Source organism: Diplocloster hominis (assembly GCF_032380655.1).
GTDB lineage: Bacteria > Bacillota > Clostridia > Lachnospirales > Lachnospiraceae > Diplocloster > Diplocloster hominis.
The window spans coordinates 25267-50912 of sequence record NZ_JAWDIY010000001.1 but is presented as its reverse complement, the minus strand read 5'-3'; the positions used below and the strand labels follow the sequence as shown (position 1 = coordinate 50912).

General features: G+C 46.9%; 22 protein-coding genes. 12 read left to right on the top strand and 10 right to left on the bottom strand.

Annotated elements, in window-relative coordinates; translation table 11 throughout:
• Positions 1-29: 29 nt before the first annotated feature.
• The 4 genes from ABC831_RS00215 to ABC831_RS00200 all read left to right on the top strand — a co-directional run bounded on the left by ABC831_RS00215 (position 30) and on the right by ABC831_RS00200 (position 3440).
• Complete coding sequence (locus ABC831_RS00215; RefSeq protein WP_343246282.1) at positions 30-575, top strand: hypothetical protein; 546 nt, start codon at positions 30-32, stop codon at positions 573-575.
• A 4-nt stretch (positions 576-579) separates the two neighbouring features.
• Positions 580-1146 carry a hypothetical protein gene (locus ABC831_RS00210; protein ID WP_343246281.1) on the top strand — a complete coding sequence of 189 codons (567 nt, stop codon included), beginning with the start codon at positions 580-582 and terminating at the stop codon, positions 1144-1146.
• Positions 1147-2295: 1149 nt separating this feature from the next.
• The gene (locus ABC831_RS00205) at positions 2296-3111 is read left to right on the top strand and encodes a hypothetical protein (protein WP_343246280.1); all 816 of its coding nucleotides are present in this window, start codon (positions 2296-2298) and stop codon (positions 3109-3111) included.
• Between the two features lie 89 nt (positions 3112-3200).
• Entirely contained in the window at positions 3201-3440 is a 240-nt protein-coding gene (locus ABC831_RS00200; RefSeq protein ID WP_343246279.1) for a putative signal transducing protein, read from the top strand.
• A 99-nt stretch (positions 3441-3539) separates the two neighbouring features.
• Here the strand turns inward: ABC831_RS00200 and ABC831_RS00195 are convergent, their stop codons facing one another.
• The gene (locus ABC831_RS00195) at positions 3540-4430 is read right to left on the bottom strand and encodes an AraC family transcriptional regulator (RefSeq protein WP_343246278.1); all 891 of its coding nucleotides are present in this window, start codon (positions 4428-4430) and stop codon (positions 3540-3542) included.
• A gap of 243 nt (positions 4431-4673) precedes the next feature.
• On the opposite strand from ABC831_RS00195, the gene ABC831_RS00190 reads away from it, so the two are divergent.
• Positions 4674-6002, top strand: coding sequence for an alpha-L-fucosidase (locus ABC831_RS00190; RefSeq protein ID WP_343246277.1), 1329 nt, complete (start codon positions 4674-4676; stop codon positions 6000-6002).
• Positions 6003-6365: 363 nt separating this feature from the next.
• Positions 6366-7226, top strand: a complete 861-nt coding sequence (locus ABC831_RS00185) for a class I SAM-dependent methyltransferase (RefSeq protein WP_343246276.1) — start codon at positions 6366-6368, stop codon at positions 7224-7226.
• Positions 7227-7400: 174 nt separating this feature from the next.
• Here the strand turns inward: ABC831_RS00185 and ABC831_RS00180 are convergent, their stop codons facing one another.
• Together ABC831_RS00180 and ABC831_RS00175 are read right to left on the bottom strand one after the other, a co-directional pair.
• Positions 7401-7883: an ureidoglycolate lyase gene (locus tag ABC831_RS00180; protein WP_343246275.1), complete on the bottom strand. Its 483-nt coding sequence runs from the start codon at positions 7881-7883 to the stop codon at positions 7401-7403.
• A gap of 154 nt (positions 7884-8037) precedes the next feature.
• Positions 8038-9162, bottom strand: coding sequence for a GntR family transcriptional regulator (locus tag ABC831_RS00175; RefSeq protein ID WP_343246274.1), 1125 nt, complete (start codon positions 9160-9162; stop codon positions 8038-8040).
• Between the two features lie 354 nt (positions 9163-9516).
• Here ABC831_RS00175 and ABC831_RS00170 point away from each other — a divergent pair, with 354 nt between their 5' ends.
• On the top strand, positions 9517-9723 hold the full coding sequence (locus ABC831_RS00170; RefSeq protein WP_343246273.1) for a hypothetical protein: 207 nt from the start codon (positions 9517-9519) through the stop codon (positions 9721-9723).
• A 43-nt stretch (positions 9724-9766) separates the two neighbouring features.
• Here ABC831_RS00170 and ABC831_RS00165 read toward each other — a convergent pair whose 3' ends face one another.
• The 5 genes from ABC831_RS00165 to ABC831_RS00145 form a co-directional block, all read right to left on the bottom strand.
• The gene (locus ABC831_RS00165) at positions 9767-11098 is read right to left on the bottom strand and encodes an MATE family efflux transporter (RefSeq protein WP_343246272.1); all 1332 of its coding nucleotides are present in this window, start codon (positions 11096-11098) and stop codon (positions 9767-9769) included.
• A gap of 316 nt (positions 11099-11414) precedes the next feature.
• Complete coding sequence (locus ABC831_RS00160; protein ID WP_343246271.1) at positions 11415-14006, bottom strand: glycoside hydrolase family 95 protein; 2592 nt, start codon at positions 14004-14006, stop codon at positions 11415-11417.
• 97 nt (positions 14007-14103) lie between these two features.
• The gene (locus tag ABC831_RS00155) at positions 14104-15555 is read right to left on the bottom strand and encodes an HD domain-containing protein (protein ID WP_343246270.1); all 1452 of its coding nucleotides are present in this window, start codon (positions 15553-15555) and stop codon (positions 14104-14106) included.
• 85 nt (positions 15556-15640) lie between these two features.
• Entirely contained in the window at positions 15641-17206 is a 1566-nt protein-coding gene (locus tag ABC831_RS00150) for a tetratricopeptide repeat protein (RefSeq protein WP_343246269.1), read from the bottom strand.
• Between the two features lie 78 nt (positions 17207-17284).
• Entirely contained in the window at positions 17285-18130 is an 846-nt protein-coding gene (locus ABC831_RS00145) for a YARHG domain-containing protein (protein WP_343246268.1), read from the bottom strand.
• A gap of 345 nt (positions 18131-18475) precedes the next feature.
• Between ABC831_RS00145 and ABC831_RS00140 the strand changes: the two genes are divergently transcribed.
• From ABC831_RS00140 to ABC831_RS00130, 3 genes are all read left to right on the top strand, one after another.
• Positions 18476-19219, top strand: coding sequence for a MerR family transcriptional regulator (locus ABC831_RS00140; protein ID WP_343246267.1), 744 nt, complete (start codon positions 18476-18478; stop codon positions 19217-19219).
• A gap of 67 nt (positions 19220-19286) precedes the next feature.
• Positions 19287-20021, top strand: a complete 735-nt coding sequence (locus ABC831_RS00135; protein ID WP_343246266.1) for an ABC transporter ATP-binding protein — start codon at positions 19287-19289, stop codon at positions 20019-20021.
• Entirely contained in the window at positions 20008-20751 is a 744-nt protein-coding gene (locus tag ABC831_RS00130) for an ABC transporter permease (RefSeq protein WP_343246265.1), read from the top strand. The genes ABC831_RS00135 and ABC831_RS00130 overlap by 14 nt, the downstream gene beginning before the upstream one ends.
• A gap of 12 nt (positions 20752-20763) precedes the next feature.
• On the opposite strand, the gene ABC831_RS00125 is transcribed toward ABC831_RS00130, so the two are convergent.
• Positions 20764-21651 carry a LysR family transcriptional regulator gene (locus ABC831_RS00125; protein ID WP_343246264.1) on the bottom strand — a complete coding sequence of 296 codons (888 nt, stop codon included), beginning with the start codon at positions 21649-21651 and terminating at the stop codon, positions 20764-20766.
• Positions 21652-21820: 169 nt separating this feature from the next.
• Between ABC831_RS00125 and ABC831_RS00120 the strand changes: the two genes are divergently transcribed.
• Complete coding sequence (locus ABC831_RS00120) at positions 21821-22558, top strand: DUF554 domain-containing protein (protein WP_343246263.1); 738 nt, start codon at positions 21821-21823, stop codon at positions 22556-22558.
• A gap of 539 nt (positions 22559-23097) precedes the next feature.
• Here ABC831_RS00120 and ABC831_RS00115 read toward each other — a convergent pair.
• On the bottom strand, positions 23098-23598 hold the full coding sequence (locus tag ABC831_RS00115; protein WP_343246262.1) for a superoxide dismutase family protein: 501 nt from the start codon (positions 23596-23598) through the stop codon (positions 23098-23100).
• Between the two features lie 350 nt (positions 23599-23948).
• Between ABC831_RS00115 and ABC831_RS00110 the strand changes: the two genes are divergently transcribed.
• Positions 23949-25508 (top strand): catalase, encoded by a 1560-nt coding sequence (locus tag ABC831_RS00110; RefSeq protein WP_425524553.1) that lies wholly within the window; start codon positions 23949-23951, stop codon positions 25506-25508.
• Positions 25509-25646 lie beyond the last annotated feature (138 nt).

Below are 25646 nucleotides of genomic sequence, written 5' to 3'. Positions count from 1 at the left end.
AAAATAATAAGTTTAAGAGGAGTGTTGCTATGACTGGAATAGATTTTATATATGACGTAAATAAATATTTTGAGATTCCCAAAAAACATGCTATCAAGCTTATGACCAGGAAATTGAGGTACCAGTTTATTAGCGTTAGTATCCTTCTGGTTGTATTATCAATATTCCTGTGTTTTAAGTGGTATTTAGCCAAAGGGATAATCGCTGCAATTTATTTTTACCTTATTATATTTCTAATAGCATATGCAATCGATGTTTTTTCATTTGTAACAACTAATCTCAAACTATGGTCTGAGACATTATCACGCATGGGTTTTTTGCAAGGAGAAAAAGTTTCCGTTATAGTATATTCTGACAAACTATGTTTGCAATCAGAACATGCAACATTTCTGATGTCTAATTCCTCTTGTTATGCCTTTATATCCTCAAATAGTTTATATATAAACTGGGGTAGGGTTCGTCAAAATTTACTGATTATCCCAATAAATGCTTCAGATAGTAAGACAGAGACACTTAAAGATATTGAACAGATTTTCGAAGAAAATAATCATTTAACTCATTTAAGGAGGGGATAAGGCATTGAAACAAACAATCAAGATTGATGTAGAAAAAGATTATTTTAATAATTTGTGGAAGCTTATTGAGCGTCACCCGGCTAAATGGTATATGAGGTTAGGATATCGATCGCTCTTTATTGGAATTATATGCTTTTCATTATCTTTTATATTGCCTAATCCCTGGATGCTGCTGGTATTGTCAGGATTAATATTTGTGTATTTTCTTTTTTTACGTAAGCGGTTATTTTTTATACGAAATAATATCTATCAGAGTGAATGGTTTGGAGGAAGTCTGGGAGATGGCAGAGTCCTGCTCGATAACGATAGTTGGTCTGTGGTGTTTAAAAGATGGGAAATGACGGGAGATCATACCGAAGCAATTTATGTATATTATACGTCTGAAGATTGCATATTAATGCGTGTTAGGAACAAGCATTTTATTTTGTCGCCTGATAATATAATAACCGGCTCATGGGATGAAACTATCAAATTGTTGCAAAAACATAAGTTGCATACTGATTCACCTATTCTACTGTATTGGGGATCTCTCCGTAAAGGTAAAATTTTAATACAGGGGTCAAATGAATGATCCTAATAGACATATAAATGCCTATTAGGATCATTATAAAATTTTATATCTCTGTACTGAGTTGCGAGGTCAAATGTTGTTCAATCCCAAATTCTCACATACTATTCAAATTTTTTTATTCCAATCACAAATTTTGAAGAATAGAGAATCAACCAGGAATGGATTAATATTATCAATACTGAAATAACAAATGATACATTTTGTATTATCTCGACTGCTATTGGCTGAGGGAGCACATCTTTTATTATGTATAAACTCAAAAATCTGTTTTCTACTATACCAATAATATAAGCTAAATAGACAAATCCCAAATATAATATTGGCTAAAAAATACTACTATATGGCTGGAAAATGGATATCCCTATTTTAGCACGAAAAAAAAGATAAAAATGGACTGACTTCGAAATGGCTCAGTGATTAGCATATTAAAATCTACTGTGTTATAATTTTACATATTAGTGCAAGCAGGGGGGTTGTTATGTCTGGTATAGAATTTATATACGATGTAAATCAATATTTTAAAATTCCCAAAAAACATGTTCCTAAGCTTATGACTCGGAAACTGAGGAACCTGTATATCCGTTGTGGTATTCTTCTCATTACATTATCAATTTTCTTGTGTTTTAAATGGTATTCAGCTAAAGGAGTTCTCGCTGCGATTTATTTTTATCTTATAGTATTTTTAATAATTTTTGCAATCAGAACTTTTCCCATTAAAGCTTGGGAATGCAAGCGATGGTCGAACACATTATATCTTCTGGGGTTTTTAAAAGGAGAAAAACACAGGGGTCAAATTAAGAGATCCTAATAGACCAATAGATGCCTATTAGGATCATTATAAACCTTCTTATCTCGGTACTGTGCCGAGAGGCTCATTTAAGTAGTTGTTGAAAGAGCCAAAACATGATAAATTATACATAGCGGTTTTACGTAGATGCTGAAAGGTTGTGTTAGGGTTAATACAACCTTTCAACATATTCAAAAAAATCGCTACCTTTGTGGATGAAAAAATGCAGTATTTGACAAAAAAGTAGTGAGAACATTGTAACTGGGACTAGCCGCTGCGCTGGCGGCTTGTTATAATAGTGCTAAAGCAGAACAGTGAACACGAGCATAAGTTCCGGAGTCTCAAAAAGGGAGGAGTATCCTATGAAAAAGTTAGTAGTCGTTATGGTACTGTGTGCAGTCTTGGGTATGGCTGGGATAAGCGGATGTGCTTCCGGGGGTGAGGCTGATCCTTCCGCGGATGCAGTTACCCCGGCTCCGGTGGTAAATGGAGCGGAAAAGGAAGGCGGAACTATTCAGGGAGAAGGAGTCGATCCGGATAGCGGAGCCAATCCGGAGGACGAATCCAACAAGGTAACTGGAAGCGGACAGAAGGACGGAACAGATCAGGGAAGCAGTTCTTCAGCAAAAGAAGGAGCAGCCTCAGATACTACAGCCGTTGGGTTACAGTTGACCGAAACGGGCAAAGAGTTTTTGAGGAAAATGTGTTATTGTTTACCCGAATTTTCCGATCCGGCAAATTTGGATGAAGAATTCTGGCATGATTTTATCTTTTATTCTTATACTGCCGCCTGGGGGGATGTGGAGATCGAGGAGGTTCCCCGGGAAGACCTGGAAATGCAGGAAAAGGTGGTGAAGGTTAGCCTTGAGGATGTGGAGGCTTATGTAAAGCTTGCCTTAGGTGTGGAACTGCCCGATTATAAGCCCGCGTTTGAGGATATGAATAAGGGACAGACTTCTTGCTTTTATCGGGATGGTTATTATTATATCGGTCTTTCAGATTTCCCGGATTTCACATTTACGTACCAGGACTGTACCCCAGCTCAGGATGGGACCTATACAGTGAACTATAAGACATCGTTTGAAGGGGATGAGAATGCGGGTTCTGTAGTTTTTCAGCTTCGTTCTGCGGATAACGCCAATGGGTTTATTATCGTGGGGAAGACTGTGAACCAGTGACTGGCTCCACGGCGGAAAGTGCAAGAGAGTTCCATATCGATGGTTCTGGGTGAAACGCAAGAGCCGAAAGGAATGAAGGAGGTGCTCCTATGAGAGCAATGAATGAAGTAAAAATATATTCTGCTGAGGATCGGGTACAGGCGGATATGATTCTGGAAGTACTGGAGAAAAATAATATCCCCGCTTTCCGGCAGGGCCTGGGCAGCGGCGGAATGATGGACATATACGGAGGGAACTCCATATATGGAGAAGACATTATTGTGGACAGAGATGATGTGGGGAGAGCGTTAGAGGCGCTTCGGTCGATCGGTATTTGTGAACCGGAATAAGACCCGGGTAATAGAAACTCCTATTTTTGAGCCGGAAGGACAGCAAAAGCGGTCCTCCGGCTCCCTGTTTTTTTTGCACCTGATTACCGGATTCTTCCGCTACAGAAACGAAAAGGGCTGACCGTCTTTCCTGCGGTACTGCAAAGGGGTCATCTGGCATACTTTGCGGAAGGTATTACAAAAATGTTCAGAAGTGGCGTAGCCTACCTCTTCCGCGATTTTTCCCACGGACAGATCGGTGGATTCCAGCAAAAGCCTGGCCTTTGCCATCCTGGCCTGTACGCGTTTCTGGTTAAAATCCATACCGTAATAGGTCTGCAGCAGCCGCTGCGTCTGCCTCGTGCTCAGGCCGATCCGGGAGGACAAGGACGACAGGGTTATGGTCCGGAATTCTGACAAAAAAGCGCATTCGATCAGATAAAAGCGTTTGCTGTTCAGGTCTATTTCACCGGCGGCGGTAGTATTTCCGTTTCCATGGATCTGCTGGTTGTCCCTCATATTGCGCACCAGAAGCAGTACCAGCTGCTTCAGATAACAGCTGATCATAATGTCCGCGTCCGGATGATTCTGCTCCATCTCTGTGAAGATATTTTCCAGCAGGGGACGGATATTTTGATTATCCCGGCCGATCCAGAACGGATGGTCCAATAGAATGCGGACAGCCGCCTCTTCCTTTTTTGCCGTCGGCACAGCAGATGACTTTCCGGTAAGCGGAGCTACTTTGTAGTAGATACAGGCCTCGGCCATAGGATTTTGCTCCGGCAGCAGCTGGCTGTGCGGTATGTGCGGGCCGGTGACATAGAGAATCCCCGGATACAGGTCAAAGCGCCGGCCGGACGCGATCAGTGTTCCATACCCGGATGTGATATAATGAACTTCATAAATACCGGTACTGTGCACATGCTCGGGTACCGGTGTTTGCATTAGGGAAGAAGATAGCTGGGGAGTAAGGAACAGACAGGAACCCAGCTGAAACGGATAATCGGACATAGGAATCCTCCGTCAGTATGTTTATATTTATACTCTAATAACTGCCCGGCGTTTTGTCAATGTCCCTTCATATTTTAGCAGCCTTAAATATAGACTGCCTTACCACACAGGCCCATGTAGAAATAATCGAACCAAAAAATATGCGTATACGACATCCGACCCAAAAGAATGTCCTGTACCTGTCTGGATTATCCCCCCAGCCCGGCGTTAGAATAAAAGAAAAATGATAAAGAGGTATAAACAATGAAAAAAAGATATGCCAGCACATGGGAATCGCTGAAAGAACACCAGGTCCCCCAGTGGTACGAGGATGGAAAATTTGGTATATTCATCCACTGGGGCCTGTATTCCGTACCGGCTTTTGCGCCGCAGACCTGGGAGCTGGGCGAAGTTCCCCCGGATGAAACCTGGTTTTCCAACAATCCGTACGCCGAGTGGTATTATAATTCCATCCATGTCGGTTATGGACCGTCGTACGATTACCACGTACAAAAATATGGAAAAGATTTCAAATACGAGCAGTTTGCGGATATGTGGAAAGCGGAGAAATGGAACCCGGCTGAATGGGCCAGCCTGTTCAAAAAAGCGGGGGCGGAATATGTGGTGCTGACCACGAAGCATCATGATGGTTTTTGTCTGTTTCCGAGTAAATATACCGATTATAATGCATGGAAAAGAGGACCGCAGCGGGATATTGTCGGGGAGCTGACGGACGCGGTGCGGGAGGAAAATCTTCGGATGGGCCTCTATTATTCAGGAATCGTGGACTGGACTTTTGCGGATGATCCGATCCTGAATAATGACGATCTGTTCCACACGGCCAGCCCGACATTTGCGTATGCGGATTACGCGTATAACCAGTCTCTGGAACTGATCGACCGCTATGCTCCGTCCGTATTCTGGAACGACATCGGGTGGCCCCGGCAGGGGGAGCAGAATCTGCCTTATCTGCTGTCCCATTACTATAATACTGTGGAGGATGGTGTGGTAAATGACCGGTTCAATGACCTGTTTCATGACTTTACCACGAAAGAATACCAGTCAGGAAGCGCCAACCGCCGGGAAAAATGGGAGATGTGCCGCGGAATGGGCCTATCCTTCGGCTATAATGCCATGGAGAGCGAGGACAAAATCATCAGCATCGAGGATGCCATCAGCCTCCTGGTTTCCACAGTGGCCAACAACGGAAATCTGCTGCTGAATATCGGGCCCAGAGCGGACGGAACGATTCCAAAGGAGCAGGAAAAACGTCTGCTGGCCATCGGAGAATGGCTTCATGTGAACGGGGAAGCGATCTACGGCAGCCGCTGCAGCAGCAGGGAATCCATAAAATATGCGGATCAGATCCAGGTGCATTTTACCGAACGGGATGGTGCGCTCTATGTCCTGATTGACGCCAAAGGCAGAAACCAGGTCGCGGTTACGGTCCCTGGCCTGCGCGGGAGGGCGGTACCGTTGGATTCTGAAGTTGACGCGGAGATTACAGCAGTTGACGGGGGACTGTGCTTTGCGGTTAAGAATTTTGGCAGCTCACGGAATATTGTGGTTTTCCGTCTGAATGAAAAGATATAAATGAATAGACCGCCGCTCTGAGCACCTAGCGCTGCTATTTTTGTTTTGTTTCCTGAATTTTTATGATATAATGTCGGCAGACATTATATCTGCGCCGGAGCGCTTTCCCTGGCGCGGAGTGTGCATCCCCCCGGAGGGGTCATGATTGCCTGCAATCATGATATAATGTCGGCAGACATTATATCTGCGCCGGAGCGCTTTCCCTGGCGCGGAGTGTGCAACGCCCCGGAGGGGTCATGATTGCCTGCAATCATGATATAATGTCGGCAGAATAGCACCGCCGGGCTTTTGGCCCAGCGTATACGTACGTAAACGAAACATGCATAACCCGTTCAGGATAGAAAGAAAGGAATTTACAAAATTATGTGGATAGCAGACGGCTGGAAAGATTACGAGGTGCTGGACACCTCGAATGGTGAAAAACTGGAGCGCTGGGGCAAGTACCTGCTGATCCGTCCCGATCCCCAGGTCATCTGGGATACCCCACGCATCCAGAAAGGCTGGAAAGCCCCCAACGGACATTATCACCGCAGCAGCAAAGGCGGCGGGGAATGGGAATTTTTCCAGCTTCCCGAGCAATGGACCATCTCATACCAGTCCCTGACCTTTAACCTAAAACCATTCAGCTTCAAGCACACCGGGCTGTTTCCCGAACAGGCAGCCAATTGGGACTGGTTTGGCAGGAAGATTCAGGAGGCCGGACGTCCCGTAAAGGTGCTGAATCTGTTCGCCTACACCGGCGGCGCCACTTTGGCAGCGGCAGCGGCAGGCGCTTCGGTGACCCACGTGGACGCTTCCAAAGGAATGGTCGCCTGGGCCAAAGAAAACGCCCGTTCCTCAGGGCTTCAGGATGCCCCGATCCGCTGGCTGGTGGATGACTGCGTCAAATTCGTGGAGCGGGAGATCCGCCGCGGTAATCAGTATGACGCCATAATCATGGACCCCCCTTCATACGGCCGCGGACCAAAAGGGGAGATCTGGAAGATCGAAGATTCCATCTATCCGTTTATCAGGCTCTGCGCGAACCTTTTGTCGGAACAGCCTTTATTTTTCCTGGTCAATTCTTACACCACCGGCCTGGCCCCCTCCGTACTGACTTATATGCTCTCCACAGTATTAAAAACGCAGAACGGACATGTCGTCTCAGACGAACTGGGTCTGCCCGTTACTTCCAATCAGCTGTATCTCCCCTGCGGAGCCTCTGGACGCTGGGAGTCCGATTAAGCTTCAGACCGTTCATAATTGTACAGGCACAAACGCAAAGGGGCTGCCGGAAAATAAAATTTGCATACCAGATATTGATGTGAAACCTGCAATCATGTTTCATATCTGGCATGACTTATTTATTTTCCGGCAGCCCCTTTTTCGCCGCTGCCGGCGTCAACGCGCCGACACTAGTTACAGCTCAATTTCAATATGATCTTCTTCCGGATAATCCACCACATAGCAGTCGTTATAATATACTCTCTCCGGCAGAACAATCAGTACGTGGCTCTTATCATTATGTAACGCCATGGGAGCCAGATGCCATACGGCCGCGTTCAATTTTACTACCGTACCCTTAGGTACCAGGAAAGCTTCCGTCAGTTCCGGAACCGGTTCTTTCGACGGAGTCGCCACATGGATCACAACATCATCGTCCAGAGGAAGCAGTACCTCTCCGGTATAGTTGTGATATTCTGCGGAATCAACGATATATTTCTCCGGTTTGTCCACCACCAGAGAAGAAAACGCTACCGGCATTCTTCCTGAAGTATGGTAGAGAACATGATCATGGTAGAAGCTGCCCAGATTTTTGCCGGTGGGTTCAACCAGATTATAAAACTCACCGTAAGGAGCAAATCCTTCCACTGTCAATTCCTTTGCCTTAATTTTTCTCATTAGAAATAACCTCCTTCATTATTTAGTATAGGCTGTACACCCATGGCCATTATAGCATAAATTTTTACGGATGTATCCAGTATTATCCAGATTCCTGATTCTTTTCTGCATTGTATCCATTCTGCATTGGGGAGACTGTCCGAAAACCAGGGCACTATTCCCCCTTTCCGTCAGAACCGGCCTTGGCGTCTGTAGATCTCCCCGTTCTCAATGCGGCCGCAAAGGTACAAGACACATCCTGCCCCGGCTCCTGCAGCAGATTCAATACAGCCCCGGCCGCCCTCCTGCCCAGCTCCTCCTGGGGATGAACGATGGTGGTCAGGGTGATATCCATCGATGCATATTCTGAATTGTCAAATCCCGTGACCGCCATATCTTCCGGGACCCGGATTCCCTTATCCTTCAGAAGCTGAATCAGACGGAACGCAATCCTGTCATCGTGGCACATCACCGCGGTACAGCCGCTTATTCTCTCCAGAATCCATTCCGCTTTATGACCGGCAAACATCGTTTCTATATCTTCCGAGGAATACCAGAAAATCCAGTCATTTTTGATTTCTAACTGATGCTCCAGCATGAACTTCATGTAGCCTTCATATCGGGCCACTCCGGTACTTTCATCCAGCTTGCAGACCGCTGCGATTTTCCGGTGCCCTTTCTCATATAAATGCTCCGCCAGTTTCCAGAATCCACCCGCGTCATCCAGCATAATACTGCCAGCCCGAAAACCTGCTGCTTCCGGAATCCCATCCACCCTGCGGTGCAGAAATACCAGCGGGTGTTCCCTGGCAAATTCACAGTACAGCTCCTGGTTGATCAGCGGCAGCCCTGATTTTACCGGCTCCGCAATGAGACCGCTGACCCGGTCCCCGATCATCCTCCTGATGGCTTCCCGTTCCAGATCATATTGCTGGGAAAGGATGCACAGCCTCATGGCATATCCGTTTTCGTACAGGCAGTCGTTGATCCCTTTCAGGACCTGCGGGAAAATATAATCATTGACGCTGTTCATCAGAACTCCGATGCTCTTCCTGCTGCTTTTTTCTTCTTTTCGCCGTGCGCCATTTCTCGGACTTACATAGGTTCCACTGCCTTGTATTTTATACACAAGGCCTTCCTCCTCCAATATCTTCATCGCCTGTCTGACCGTCTGCCGGCTTACATCAAATCTGCCGCATAATTCTTCTTCCCCCGGAATCCTTTTTTCTTCTTCGAAAAATCCGCTCTCCACCTGAGCACGAATCCAGTCGGCAACCCTCTGATATTTAAACTCTGGCATTTTAACCTCCCTGGGCGCGTCACCCCGTATATCCAGGGTGAACATCTTTTTGTTCAGTCTTTACCTCTCTCATAATCGTACTACTTCGAACATTTATATTAAATTTATCATCTATCTGAAAATTATTATACAATAATACATACAACTTTACAATAAAAAAACAATACAATTTGATATATTATTTGATATCTGTACATTTTAAATACAATTTAATGGTAATTCTGTTGACAATTGTACTGTTATATGTTATATTATAGTTGAAAATCAATTTAATTTAAATACATTTTAAGTACCTTTTATAGAGATCCATTTCCTGACGGGGTGAGGCAATTGAACACTAGCACCTGGTTTCAAATGATTCAATACATATATATCAATGATCGTACCACAGAAATAAGCCATATGACGGAATCTGAGATAAAAGAATTATATTATAAATTAAAGAAAAGCCAGGAAGAACCTGAGTGTGAAAAACCGGGCAAACCGGGCAAACCGGGCAAACCGGAAAAACCGGGCAAACCGGAAAAACCGGGCAAACCGGAAAAACCGGGAGTGCCGTAACAGCGTACAATGCAGTTACGGTACTCCCGGTTTTATTTGGTTTTCAAATTTTACTTTTCACTGACATGGCTTTTGTATATTTCGCCATCAAATATACCACCACGGCTGCAATCAGCAGTTCCGTAACAGGCATGGCAATCCACAGGGCATCGGCCCCCAGGAACAGGGGCAGAAACCAGATCAGCAGCCCGCTGATCAGCACTCCCCGGAAAACCGACACGAAGAACGAGGCCCGTGGTCTCATCAGAGATTGAAAATAGTAGGTGGAGAATATATTAAACGGCAGCAGCAAAAATGAGATACCATAAGTCCGGAGAATCGCCGGTCCCACCGCCAGCACTTCATCCGTGGGCGTCATGAAGATCCGGATAAATCCGGCCGGGAAAATAAGGATCAGTGCAGTCCAGGCCAGGCCGAAAAAGGCAGTAGTCAGCAGCGCATATCGAAGGGTCAGCCGGATCCGGTCCCACTGCCGGGCTCCGTAATTGATGGAGAATATCGGCTGGGAAGCCTGGCCCACACTGTACGCGCAGCACTGTACGATCGTACTGATGTTGACAATGACGCCATAGACCGCCAGGGCATTGGTTCCCGAATATTTCATAATCTGCCTGTTAAACAGCATAGTCAGGACGCCCATGGCGATGTCTATAAAAAAGGTAGCGAACCCTGTGACCCCGATATTTTTCAGCTTTACCGCAACCCTCTTTGGCCTGACCAGCCTCAGCGTATTCTTGCTGGTCAAAAAATGGGTTAGCATGATTAGAAAAGTAATGAGCGCCCCTATGGCCGTAGCCAGGCCCGCTCCCCTGATACCCATATCCATTCGGAATACACAGATATAATCTCCGGCAACGTTAAAGATCCCGCCTGCCAGGACAGCGGCAGTCGCAAGACCCGGATTACCGTCATTCCTGAGAAATGCCGCCAGCATCTGGTTAAACAAAAAGAGCGGTACCGCAAATTTCACCGGTCCCAGGTATTCCCTGGCGAGCGGCAGCAGTGTCTCTTCGGCCCCGAAAAGTTTCAGCATCGGTTGGTCGAAGAACGCTATGGCAAACCAGCTTAACAGCGCCAGCGCAATGGTACCGATCAGCGCGGCGGTAAAGTATTCATTTTCCGTGCCGTCCTGCCTTTTTCCCCTGGCCGTACTGAATAAAACAGACCCGCCGATCCCCGTCAGAAGCCCAAGACTGTATATAATATTCCAGACCGGAGCGACCACGGCCAGCGCGGCGGTTCCGGCAGGCCCCTGATACTGCCCCACCATTGCCATATCCACCAGTCCATAGATGGAAGAGATTAACGCGCTTCCAAAAGCCGCTGTCAGATATTTAAAATAAATCTTCCTCACTTTTCCATGTAAAAGATCCATGATGTCCTCCTATAATTCATAATAGTTTGGTATTTGTTCGTTTCGCCCCTTCTGACGGACATTTTCCATGTATAGGTCTCCAATAGGAAAGTATACCTAATATGAGAACAAAAAAAGCCGGATAAAGAACAGGCATTTCAACCTGTCACCTTATCCGGCCTCACATTTCTCTTGAATGATCCGCCCTCCGAGTGAGCGTAGCCATTATAGCATATCTATTTCAAACAATCAAGAAGAAAAAAACTATTATTTTTTTCCCTGTATCTTCCTAATTTTTCTTATTTTTACCTTACAAGAAAAACTATTTTTCTTTCCCTCAACTATGCATGTAAAGATAATAACGTTTGCCAGCCTCAGTATAAAAAGCAATTCTGTTGCTGCTTAAAATATGCATATTTACGGAGGTGCCCGTTTCATCCAGCAGTCTGGCATTTTGAATACCGGTATAGTGAACCGTCACAGTCCCTCCATTGGCAGAATACACACAAGCGCGCAGCAGGCGGCATCTTCTCCATTCCGCGCTCCAGATATCATTCCCCCGGGCCGCCAGTCCCTCAAAGCTTCCGTCCGGCCACTCCTGCGGCAGCGCAGGCAGCAGCCGCGTTACGCCCGTCTTACTCTGTATCAGCATCTCACAGATTCCGGCCGTCAGCCCAAAGTTCCCATCGATCTGGAAGGGCGGATGGGCATCAAAAAGATTCGGGTAAATGCCAGTCCGGATCAGCATCTGGATCAGCTGATATGCCTTTTCCCCATCTCCGGTCCTGGCCCGGGAGTTGATTCTTTGCCCCATTCCCCAGCCGGTACTGACATCCGTGCGCTGATCCAGCGCTGTAATGGCAGCCTGAAGAAGCTCCGTATTTTCCGTAGAAATCAGGCTTCCCGGATACAGCCCCAGCATATGGGACAGATGGCGGTGCGCATAACCTTCCGACTCTTTTACACTGCCCGCCCGGCTCTCCTCGTACCATTCTTTCAGCTGTCCGTCATCGCCGATTTCGGCGGGGCCTTTTAACCGCTTCTGGTTTTCTTTCCAGACTTCTGCCTGTCTCCGGTCCAGGCCCAGTTGAGTGGCCGCCCGGATGGTATCCTCATAGAGCTGCCAGATCAGCGTGTGCTCGTAGGTGTTCCCCTCGGTCCGGGGACCGTGCTCGGGGGAATAAGCCGGGGACGATACCAAAGTCCCGTCCGGTTTACGGACCAGCAGCTGGTCATAGAGCTTTGCCTCCTCGCGCATCATAGGATATATCATATTTTCCAGAATTTCTTTGTTCCCGGTAAATTCGTAGTATTCCCAGCAGTTCTGAAGAATCCAGGGCACAGCCGCCGGGGACCAGCCCCAGTCAAAGGACCAGCCCGGACACGTCCAGCCAAACGGGGTGTTCTGGGTATGGGCCATGAATCCATTTTCCGGCTCCGCAGGCGTACTATCGATACCGGCATAGATCTTCGCCGTGATCCGGCCCGGCACTCTCAGGGAATCCACATAGCGGATCAGCGGCAGGATGCATTCGGCCATATTTGCCGGACCTGCAGGCCAGTAATTCATCTGAAGGTTGACATTCAGGTGATAATCACAGCTCCATATGGGATCGTTGGAGATGTTCCATACCCCTTGGAGGTTGGCCGGAAGCTGCGAATCCTCGCGTGAGGAACTGATCAGCAGATACCGTCCGTACTGGAACAGCAGCACTTCCAGCCAACGGCTCTCCGCCCGGGATGCCAGTCCGTTTTTATATCTTTCCAGCAGCCGGTCTGTCGTATCCGGGGATCCCTCCTGACAATTTTTAGTATCGGCATTCTCTGTATTGGCAGCCTCCGTATGGATATTTTCTGTATGAACACGCTCCCGCATATTCTTTTGTCCAAGGTCGAGGCTGACCCTGGAAAATATCTTTCGGTAATCGCGGATGTGTTCTTCCTTTAACATTTCGTATCCACGGGCCGCCGCACGTTCCAACACCTGAGCGACCCTGTCTTTTAGTGCGGCCGCAGTTTCTCCGGTGCGATAGGCGGGCCATCGGTTTTCATAATCTGTAGCAGCCGCCAGGTATATTACGACGGATTCAGCCTCGCTGATAAGCAGACGATCTCTCGAAGCTTTTATGTTCCCCCGGTCAGTCTCTGCCTTTATCAAAGAACAATATTTTAGCCCGTTATCTATCACTTCTCCCTCAAGCCTCAGACTATCCTGTTCCGCTATAGTGATCCCCTGCTGTGCGGAGTCAAAAGAAATCACCAGGTTCAGTTTGTCTTTTCCCCGGGCCGTCAGCTTTGCGGCCAATATCTTAGCGGGGTGGCTCATAAAATATTCCCGTTCGTAGTGAGTCGCTGCAGGGTTATCCTGTGTTCCGAAAGCCTGGGTTCCGCCGTGAGTACCGCAGCTTCTATCACAGTCAAAGGCAACATCAGCCACTGCATTTTCCAGATCCAGTCTGCGCAGGTAATTACCGGCACTCGCCTCTTCCAGGCCTTCGTATCGAACTCTTAGGTTTCCCCAGCATTGATAAGCGCCGTATCCATCCGTTCCCCCGATAAGTTCCTCGCAGGCTTCGGATGCCTCTGTATTTCTTCCTTCCCGAAATAACTTCTGTATCTTTCTGAGGGTCTTGCCGTTAAGTCCCCGCTCTTTCAGATTACCCCCCATATAATCCGGCCGGTCAGGGCCAGGGCCTCCGGTCCAGAGCGTCTTTTCATTAAAGGTCAGGCGTTCTTCGCTGATTCCGCCATATATATTCGCGCCCATATCGCCATTGCCGATGGGCAGGGTATACTGCTGCCATATATTTTCTTCTGTGGTCCTGCCGGCTCCGGGACTTAGAATAAGGGTGCCTTTATCGGCCGGCGCATGATATTGTAAAATGAGCTTCGCTTCATTCTGGCTCAGATTCTTCTGCAATAGTTCCATAAGTTGTCTCCTGTACGTTAATTTCCAACGAATTCTGTATCGCCATTAGACACAGACAAAAGGTGCCTGTCCCGGATGTTGTCCTTCACCAGACCAGTTATCCCTGACCCGGAAGCTCATACTCTCTTAGAATGCAAACCTTCGTGGAGTACAGCCTCGACATCAGGGATGCCGGACTGTCCGACAGCAGAATCGGTTCCTTCCCCTCCTCTATAATCGTGATTCCTTCCTGAAGCCGGCGTATTCTCATGATGTCCGCCTGCCGCGCGTTTATCTTTCCCTCATCCAGAAGCTTTTCCAGCTTCTGTTCATACACCGCCTCAGGCAGTTGATGGGTAAAGCTTTCTATATTCAGAATCGGAATCGCTTCCACATCTTCCCTGTATACATTCCGGCAGATCGGATTATCCCCGAGATGCTCCCGCAGCTCTGCCGCGTCTGAAAAAGTCACGGAAATCTGCTTATTCTCCGTCAGATCCAGCTCCTGGTATTTCAAAAGAAGTTCCTGGAATACATCCGCATAAGGGGAATATCCCATGGATACATGATGCACGCTGTCCCAGAATGCCCGGTCTGTAAAATACAGAAACTCCGTTTTGCCGTTATGCTTTTTGATATACTGAAGCAGTACCTCCGGCGACGGATACTCACTGGTATTCTTGCTGATGAAGATCTCCGTCAGTGTGCGGGCCATGAATTCCAGTATGGAAACATGCCGGTTGAAGAAGACCTGGGTATAGGAATAATAGCGGTTCATCAGGAACTGATCGGCGATGGAGATCCCTTTTGGATGAACCCCGATAATCTCCCCGCCGTGATAATCCGTCCTGGCCAGATTCCGCAAAAACAAGCCCAGCTCAAATCCGCCGTAGCTGGTCCCTGAAAATGTAGCGTCACGCATGATATAATCGATCCGGTCGGCGTCCAGTTCGGAATGGACCAGCTGCACCAGGCCGGAGATCTGGGGATTACGCTCCACATTTCCAACTATGATATCGCAGATATTTTCAATGGTTATCAGCGGACAGCCGCCGCAGTGTTTTTCAATAATACCGCGGATGTCTTCGTCACTTTTGATTACCTGCTCCGTGATATGCTCATGATGATAGGGATTCGAGGGCTCCTGCATATAATACAAACGGGTTTCTGCCACGGAATGAAGCCCATCGACTACCCTCTGCTTCTGGTTTTTCACTACGTCTTCCGGATTCGCAGGCAGGCTCTTATATGCCCGTTCTCCCACATGGGACAACGGATAATGTCCGATGTCATGAAGCAGTCCGGCCAGCCGTACCAGCTGCCGCTCTTCACCGGAATACTGCAGCTGGATCGCCATCTGATCCGCCAGATGCATCACTCCCAGCGAATGGATAAAACGGGTATGCTCCGCTCCCGGGAATATCCAGTTCGTCAGCCCCAGCTGCTTGATGCTCTGCAGACGCTTAAACACCGGCAGCTCAATAATTTCCTTTTCCACGGCAGTGAATTCAATAAAGCCATGCACATTGTCCAATATTTTGTCTATAAATCTGACCTGATATCCGTCCATAATTTCCTCCAGCAACTCATTTAGCGCTCCACACATTCTGTTTTCGTGAACATCTTTTCTATTAAATGAATAATACCCGCTGATATTATTGAAAAGCAGATATCAGGCTTTTCCCGCTGTCCAGCCATTCACGATATCCCGCATAGCTTATTCCATCTATAATTGCCACACCAAGAAGCATATCATCACGATCAGTCATGTCATAAGCGCTATATATAATAGCAGCCAGTTGATCATCATCAAAATCTCTGGAAAAATCTTTTATGAGTACATCTATTTCTTCTTTTACCAGATATGAAGACGATAAAATATTGACTGCACAAGTAGCCGCCAGATATCGGGAATCCTTATATCTTATTATATTCACGAATTCCTTGTATGCAGTCTGCATATTTCTGTGTTTCATATTATACTGCGCTATCTGATATCTGCATTCATTATACGTATCCTGGTAGTCGTCCAGCAAATCAACCTGTTTGATTTCTTTCAATATGGAATAAGCCTCTTTTAACTCTCCTTGTTCCATATAAAATTGAGCTAATTTGAAATTAGCTTTCTCTGTCTTAAAGGAACTGTCTTTATATTCACCCAATTCCGTATATAATTTAACAGCATCTGCATATTTTTTATTTTCCAGCAGTTCATCTGCTTTTTGATAAATACATTCCAATTTCTTTGTTTGTGAATCCTTATAATTATTTAATTCTTCATATATCTTTTCCGCTTCATCATATCTTCTTAACTCTAAAGTCTTTTCCGCTTCGAGATATCTTGCTTCTACTTGTTTATTCCCGGAATCTTTATAATCCCCTAATTCTATATAAATATTTCGGGCATCCACATAATTCCCATTTTCCAGATCTATATTTGCCTGTTGGTAAAGATTATTCGGACGTATGATTTCTATGTATAAAAATATACCCGCACACAAGACTGCCGTTGCGCTGACACAAGATAGCAACGCAATTCTTCTTTTTCTCCTCACTCTTTTTTTCTTTTGAACAGTTAGAGCCTCCTGTTCCTCTCGTTCTTTTTTTTGCTCTAAAAGGAACCCGAAATTCAACAGGGAAAACAGCTTGTTTTTCGATATATCACACGCAATACATTCTGTTTGGGATTTTAAGTTAACAGCGCCACAGGTACAGTACCAAAAATCTTCCAGATCTTCGGGGTATATATTTCCCTCTGTTTTACTCCAAACCTTCTTAAGTTCTAATAAAAATTGCTGCTTTAGTTCTCCAAATTCTTCTAAATCCTTTTGCGGCGATAGCGGTCTGAGCAACGCGTCCCCTTCCCAATAGGAATCATCCTCAAAATAGACCTTCTTAACATAAATGTTGAATTTTCTGGCACCGTTTTGCGATAAATATACAGGGGTCTGTTCACCGAACGATTCGTTCTTCCCCACATTCAAATCCATGTATTGGAAAAGCACATGACCACCCAACGGATTTTGATCGAGGTCAAAGCATTGAATCTTTAGTTTTAATGCCTCGATATTTTTGGGCTGAAGATTGATAAATTTGAACTGCAGTAAGTTCAGGGATTTTACCGAATCAAAAAACAGCCCGCTTTTTTGAAGAATAACCGGACAGTTCCTGCATCCTTGTTCCTCGCAATAAATCTTAATGCACCGATAGCGTTCAGACATATGTTTTCCTCCCCAGATACTATATATCTTTATCCATAATTATATTATTAATAAAAGGACCTACAACATTGCTATCACTTAACTTTGAGGCTCCCAATGATCCAGCTTAGCCAACAGTTCCACATTTTCCTGCTCAACCTCATTAAACACTGAGGCATCAAACTCATCCGCCGCCGTCTCGGGATTATACCATTCCTGTCCCCGGAAATACGCATCCAGATCCGGATCACTGAACATGTAACCATGTCTGGCATAGATTTCATTTTTTGCCAGATGGATTATGAGATTCGGGCAATCCTGAAAATCTTCCTCTTTATATTTTCTTTTGTCTGTTTCAAACATCGGCTCCATGACAATGTCCATACCGGTACGTTCGTGCTGTTCATGCCACCGCACTACCTCAGGCCAGAAAGAACATTGTACCCTGTATGCTGCCAGGTCATTTTCATCTGACGAGCCGCCGTCCGGTAATATTTCCGGGTCCGAAACGCTTCCCTGGCGCCGCACTGTGGAACTGGTGACCGACATCCCGATCGGATTGCTGTCACTTAACTTTAAGTCTTCCACCGTTATGGCGATCTCATCCCCGTTGAATACAAACCGCAGCACACCGCTGCTGCCCCAGCCATCGTCATCAAAGGCATACTCTGCCTGTCCGTCCCTGATTTCACAGGAAATCTCATCTACCCCTGCCTCCCTGTTATAAGAGCTGGTATTATAATAATAGCTTCCTGACATCCTGTTCTGTTCGATTTCCAGCGACAAGCTGGCACCGCCCTGTGCCGCAGTGTATTCCTGCGAATAACCTCCTGTGGTCCATAAACCGCTGTACGAAGAATAATCTTTCTGTTCCGGAGCCGTACCGCATCCGAGGGCCTGAAAGATCAATAGAATTACGCTTAATACTGTAAGTTTTCTGAGCATCCGGGTTCAACCTCCTGTTTCTGTATACTGCTGCTGTCATTAACGTCTCTTTTATGCTAAGCCCTTCCGGGCGGATATTTCATAACTTAATGCATGCTGATTAATAACGTATTGCACCATACTTTACCGCATTATATTATCGTATCGATCAGAATCCTATAGTAAAATATAGTATCTATTATATATTCCCCGGGCATAATTGACCATATTAAATTTTGGCCATTTTAATTTTTACGAATCAGGATAGCAGAGCCGGTATTCAGGAATAATAAATCCAATACCCTCCACTATAACACCAGACTTCGGATTTATGTTATGATCTACTTACTTAAGGGAGGTCAACCCATGAACACATACAGAACAGCCCAGGTCGCGGCAATCGTAGGGGTACATCCAAATACAGTAAGGCTATATGAGGAACTGGCTCTCATACCGAAGCCGGAACGCAGACCGAACGGATACCGTATATACACTGATTTTCATATCCAGCAATTCAAGCTTGCGCGTCTTGCTTTTCAGGTTGAGGTGCTGCAAAATGGCCTTCGAAAGAAGATTGCCCGCATGGTAAAAGTGTCGGCATCAGGTGACTTTGACACCGCACTGGCACTCACACAGGAATACCTGATCCAGCTTAGACAAGAACGCAGAAATGCAGAGGAAGCGATCGAAATCGTAAAGCGGATTCTATCCGGTCAAACCCAGGAAAACGCGCACTTCCTGAAACGCAGTGAAGTATCCGACTATCTGGATATTTCTATGGACACGCTGCGGAATTGGGAGATGAATGGTCTGCTTACGGTCAGGCGCAGACAAAATGGATACCGGGTTTACACAGACCAGGACATCAAGCGTTTGAAGATTATCCGTTCCCTGCGCTGCGCGAATTATTCACTGGAAGCGATTTTGCGGATGCTGCAGCAATTATCAGAAAATCCGGAGGTGGATATCAAAAAGGTACTGGATACGCCGAAGGACGATACGGACATTATCGCGGTGTGTGATAAACTGATCACCTCGCTGTCCGCCGCCGAGCGCAATGCCCGGCTTTTAATTGAAAAACTGCAGGCAATGAAAATCAGTTTTTCCTGAACCCTCCACTTTACCACCAATGTTTGTATTGGTGGTATTCTTTTTACACAAACAAGGAGGTAATCATATGCAGGAAGTAATCAAAGTAGAGCATCTCACAAAATCTTATGGCAAGCGGATCGCGGCGGACAACATAGACCTGTCTGTGCCCCGGGGAACCGTATTCGGGCTGCTGGGCGCTAATGGGGCCGGTAAAAGCACCACCATGGAATGCATCTTGGGCACCAAAAAGGCAGACAGCGGGAAAGTATCCGTTCTGGGCATGAATCCGCTGACCAGCCGAAGGAAGCTGTTCGAGCGGGTTGGCGTACAATTTCAGGAAGCCAGCTATCCGGACAAAATCACCGTAGCCGAGCTGTGCGAAGTGACAGCATCCCTGTACCGGCATGCAGCCAGCCCGTCTGAACTTCTGGACAGATTCGGTATCGGTGACAGTAAAAAAAGCCTGGTCAAAGATTTATCCGGCGGACAGCGTCAGCGTCTGTTTATCGTTCTGGCACTCATTCCGGAGCCGGAAGTCGTCTTTCTGGATGAGCTGACTACAGGACTGGACGCAAAGGCGCGCCGGGAAGTCTGGAAAATACTGTCGGCTCTCAAAGAAAAAGGGGTGACAATTCTTCTGACCTCCCATTTTATGGATGAGGTTGAAGTTCTGTGTGACCGGATCTGTATTTTGAAAAAGGGGAAAATCGTGTTTTCCGGCACGGTTTCGGAGGCGGTAAAAAGCAGTTCCTGCTATACATTCGAGGACGCCTATCTTTGGTACGCAGACAGGGAGGAGAAAACAGATGAAATCTTTTAAGACAATGCTGAAAACAGAACTTAAATTATCCCTGCGGGGAATGGATATGTTTATATTTGCGATTTGTATGCCCCTGGTTGTACTCCTCATTCTTGGCGTTATATACGCAGACCAGCCGGCCTTTGACGGCGCGGGGTATACTTTTTTGGAGCAGTCCTTCGGAGCACTGGCTGCTATATCCATCTGCGCCGGCGGCGTGATGGGATTGCCGCTGGTCGTTTCAGATTACAGGAGCCGGGGGGTCTTAAAACATTATAAAGTAACTCCGGTAAGCCCCTCCCTGCTCCTGGTTGTCCAGGTAACTATTTATACGATCTATGCGGTAGTTTCCCTTATTCTGCTGTATCTTACGGCCGCCTTATTCTTTGGGTACCGCTTTGCCGGATCATTTCCGCACTTTTTAGGAGGCTATCTGCTGGTGATTATTTCTATGTTCAGCATCGGCATGATGGTGGGCGGTATTGCCCCAAATACTAAAATCGCCGGCGTGATTGCCAGTTTGCTGTATTTCCCGATGCTGATTTTCTCGGGAGCGACACTGCCCTATGAGGTGATGCCCGCAGCGCTTCAGAAGGCAGCGGATGTATTGCCGCTGACACAGGGGATCAAGCTGCTGAAGGCGGCCACCCTGGGGCTTAAGGCTGAGCAGGCTGTATTGCCGGTCTTTATAATGGCTGTGACCGCTGCTGCCTGTATTCTCATTTCTGTTAAATGTTTTAAATGGGAATGAACCGTCTGCGGTTCAGGCTTCCAACAGCCTCATGAACTCTTTCATGGGAACCGTCAGGAATTTATTCTTATGCCAGAATACCTGGCGGTAAATAAGCACCTCATATTCCGGAATCCGGATCGGCACGATCGTTTTATCCGCCAGCTCTTTTTCTACTATGTATAAGGGCAGATAGGAGATCCCCTGGTTCTTCTCCAGCAGCCTGCGGATCACCTCCGTATTCCCGGTTTCCAGATAGGGGCTTAGCGTCATGCCATTCAGGGATAACAGCTGGCTCAATGCATAGCTGTATCCCACATGGCATTCTGTCAGAATCAATTCTTCGTTTAATATCTCTTCCACACCGATCCTCCCGCCGCGCTTTGACCGGACCGCCAGCGGATGGCTGGGAGATGCCAGGAAATAGACGGTTTCTTCCTTGATCACACGGCCCACCCACTCGGAACCGATGATATTCTGGTCGATGATATATGCAAAATCCAGCTCATTATGCAGCAGCATATCATACATCATTTCTCTCGTTCCTACCTTGACGCAGACCTGGATCTTCGGATATTTCCGGTGATATTCCTCGATCATACCGGGAAATTCGGCAGCCAGAATCGACTCCGACATGCCCACATTGATCTTTCCCACATGACGTTTATCCGTGTGAAATAATTCTTTCAGGGAATCGCTGTCCGACAGCACTTTCCGGGCATGCGTAAGGAACAGATTCCCGTCCTGCGTCAGATAGATATTCCTCCCGATCCGGTCAAAAAGCAAGACCCCCAGTTCCGCTTCCAGGTTCTTAATCTGGTGGGTCACGTTGGCCTGTGTATAGCCAAGTTCCTCCGCCGTTCTGGAAAAATTCAGCTTTTCCGCTGCTTTTACAAATATCCTCAATTCCCTGAGATCCATTCCCATCACCTATAAATGAAATTTATAATTATTCTAAATTATATTAATTTTACTTATTCTTTCACTTATTTTATAGTATTATTAGTTATCCGTCAATAAAGCTTTATGGGAGCATCCAGGGCCAATCCCTTCCCATAAATATCAGGAAACCGCACACAGGGAGGAAAATATGATTGGGTTAGGGACATTGATCAACACAGCGGCCGTCCTCGGAGGAAGCGCGCTCGGTATGCTGTTCAAGAACGGTCTGAACGATAAGATACAGGATACCATGATGAAGGGGAGCGGAGTCGCCATCATTTTTATCGGCGTCACCGGTACGCTGCAGCATATGCTTGTAGTTACCGAAACCGGCATCGAGACGCAGGGGACGATGCTTCTCATATTTTCCCTGGTTCTGGGAAGCCTGCTGGGGCAGATCATAAACGTGGAAGCCAGAATGGAGCAGATGGGAGAAAAGCTGAAGGCCGCTGTCCATGCGAAAAACGACAATCATTTTGTGGAGGGCTTTGTAAATACCTCTTTGATTATCTGTGTGGGCGCCATGGCCATCGTGGGTTCCCTGCAGGATGGGCTGACCGGGGATTACTCCATGCTGGCGGTAAAGTCCGTGCTGGACTTTGTGATCGTTCTGGTCTGCGCTTCCACTTACGGGATCGGAGTGCTGTTCTCCGCTATCCCGATTTTCGTTTATCAGGGCCTGATTACCCTGCTGTGCTCACTGTTTGGCGTGTTTGTCAGTGACCCTCTGATTGCCAATCTTTCTTACATAGGTTCGGCGCTGATTTTCTGCGTGGGCATCAACGTATCCTTCGGCAAGAAATTCCCGGTTGGAAATATGCTGCCTGCCCTCATTATTCCTGTTCTATATGAGCTGCTGAAGATGTTTCACATTTTTTCACTATGAGTAGTCAGCTGAAAAAAGACAAGGAGAAAGCCGATGGATTTTTCCATCGGCTTTATATGAAAAAGGAGGTCATTTATGAAAAAGAAGTTGTTGTCTTGTTGACTATGATTAAAGTATAATAGGAAGATATGTATCTGATATTATGAAATTTTAAATGAATTGTGAAATAATTAAAGATAGATTGTGAAGTTTAGACTCTGCTTGGCTGTTTTTGCCTCAATTTTCCCCCTATTATCCCATTATCTTAGTCATGGATGCTTTCGACCTGTACGAGATACGTAAAAAATACTTTTGCAGTGCGTTTAACAGGACTGACTTGCCAAAGCCGTATAAAACGTGTATTACACATGTATAAATACTGGAAGGCTGAATGAACGAAGGGTTTAGCCGGGAACAGATTTTGCACCGTGGAGATTAGTTAACCTCTATGGTGTTTTTTGTGCGCATTTGATAACCAGCCGAAGCGCAGCCGCACAGCTGGCAGTATCGCAGGTGTGTCATCCCTGATACTGTCAGCTGTCCCCTTTTGTGCAGCGGTATTACTCGGGATAGATTACGCCGCAGGCAATCATTTGCCCGGAATCACCGGAAGGCTGGGAGGTGAAGTCGTCCCGGTTGGCATGGATGATGACGGAGCGGCCGATTATATCATTCACTTGAAACCGTTTGTCGTAAAATACGGACCAGGCGTATCCCTGGCTGCTGAGCAGCGGGGGCAGATCACCGGCATGCTGGGGGTGGGGAGTGTCTTGCGGGTTGTAGTGCCCGCCGGCATGGGCGAAGTGATCGGTGCAGTCACCATATTCATGGATGTGCATGGCGTAAAAATCAGAAGAGCCGGGGGCGGTGATATTTGGCAGCCCGAATACTTCCGCCTCCACTACAATCCCTGTGTAAGGGGTATCATAAAATTTGATAAGTCCGCTGATCCCCGGATATGCGCTGCCGCCACGAACCCAGGCGAGGGCCTGTGGGTGATTGCCGGCGATCTGACGGATAAAAGACTGACTTGGGGATGGTTGCTGCTGATAAGGTTGCATAAGGAATCCTTTTCATAAGGGTTTGATATAGGATATGCCGTTTTTGATGTTTTGGAATATTTTGGTTGACAATTTTTAAAAAAAGGAATAATCTAATAATAGTAATTAATATTATTATTATAAAGACGGAGAGGAGGAAACGGTAATAGGAAACGTGTATTTGGATTATTTGAGCGGTATTTGACGGGCTTTATCTGATTATTGCAATGTGCATCGGATGTGTGCTTCTTTTTTCCAGATACGCGGACCAGGCGGCGAGGTGAGCCTGTATCTGTGATTGCAGATACACCATACTAAGTGAGGCGGTGGATAGAGACTGATCGTGCCGGAAAGCAGCCGGTATGTTCCCGATGGTTTGCAACAACAAAAGAAAGGTAAACAATATGAGCGATTATACGAATCTAAAAAAGTTAACAAATGAAGTTGGCGCACCGGTGGCGGAGAATGAGAATGCCCTAACCGCGGGCCCGCGTGGACCGGTTATGATGCAGGACGTCTGGCTTATGGAAAAAATGGCGCACTTTAACCGGGAGGTCATACCGGAACGCCGTATGCACGCAAAAGGGTGGGGGGCCCACGGGGAGTTCAAGGTCACCCATGATATTTCCCGGTATACAAAGGCGAAAGTACTAAAGCCCGGCGCTGTGACGGAAGTGTTCGTCCGTTTCTCCACGGTTGCTGGGGAACGCGGCGCGGCCGACTGTGAACGCGACATCCGGGGCGTGGCTGTAAAATTTTATACCGAGGAAGGGAACTGGGATCTGGTTGGCAATAACACCCCGACTTTTTTCCTGCGCGATGTACATAATTTTTCTGATTTAAACCGTGCTGTAAAACGTGATCCCCGAACCGGGCGCCGTTCTGCCCAGAACAACTGGGATTTTTGGACACTGCTTCCGGAGTGTTTTCATCAGGTGACTGTGGTTATGAGTGACCGGGGCATTCCTGCCTCTTTTCGCAATATGCATTTCTTCGGTGAGCATACCTTCTCTTTCTATAATGAGAAGAATGAGAGGGTCTGGTGCAAATTCCACTTTAAGACACAGCAGGGGATCAAAAACCTGTCCAATGAAGAGGCCGCCAGGATTAACGCTGTTGACCGTGAGTATCATGGAGCGGACCTGTATGAAGCCATAGAACGGGGAGATTATCCCAAGTGGACGATGTATGTTCAGATCATGACAGAAGAACAGGCGAAAAACCATTATGAGAATCCATTTGACATCACGAAGATCTGGAGACACGCGGAATACCCGCTGATAGAGGTGGGCGAACTGGTTCTGAACCGCAATCCGGAGAATTATTTTGCTGAAGTGGAACAGGCGGCTTTCGCCCCTGCCCATGTGGTGCCGGGCATAGGCTTTTCTCCGGACCGTTTCCTGCAGGGCAGGCTGTTTGCATACGGAGACGCTCAGCGTTACCGGCTGGGGGTGAATCACAATCATATTCCGGTAAACCGCGCAAAAGTGGAAGTTCATGAGTACCACCGGGACGGCGCTATGCGCATGGACGGCAACTACGGCGGTGCCCCGGCATACTCGCCGAACAGCTATGGCGCATGGACGGCCCAACCGGAGGTCATGGAGCCGCCGCTTAATCTGGATGGAGCGATGTATACCTATGACCCGAAAGAAGATCCTACGGATGACTGCTTCCGCGCCGGAGGGGATTTGTGGCGTGTGCTGGCGGAAGATAAGAAGGAAATCCTGATTCAGAACACGGCTGCGGACATTGCTCCCGTTACAGAGAATATCAAATACCGCCATGCGGTTCACTGCTATCTGGCGGATACGGAATATGGCGAACGGTTTGCTGAAGCTGCCGGACTGTCCCTGGAAAAAGTGAAAGAACTTTCCAAGCTGGATAATGATGGTTTGATCCGGGCTACGCTGCCGGAGACTATGCAGTAATCTGATGCAAAAAAATGATTTGATCTGCGAAAACTGATTTAATTATAGCTTTATACAAAGCAGCGTACCAATGTGGTGTGCTGCTTTGTGTGCAGCAGAGAAGTGTTTCTATAATAAAAAATTGCAGCGCTCAAAAAA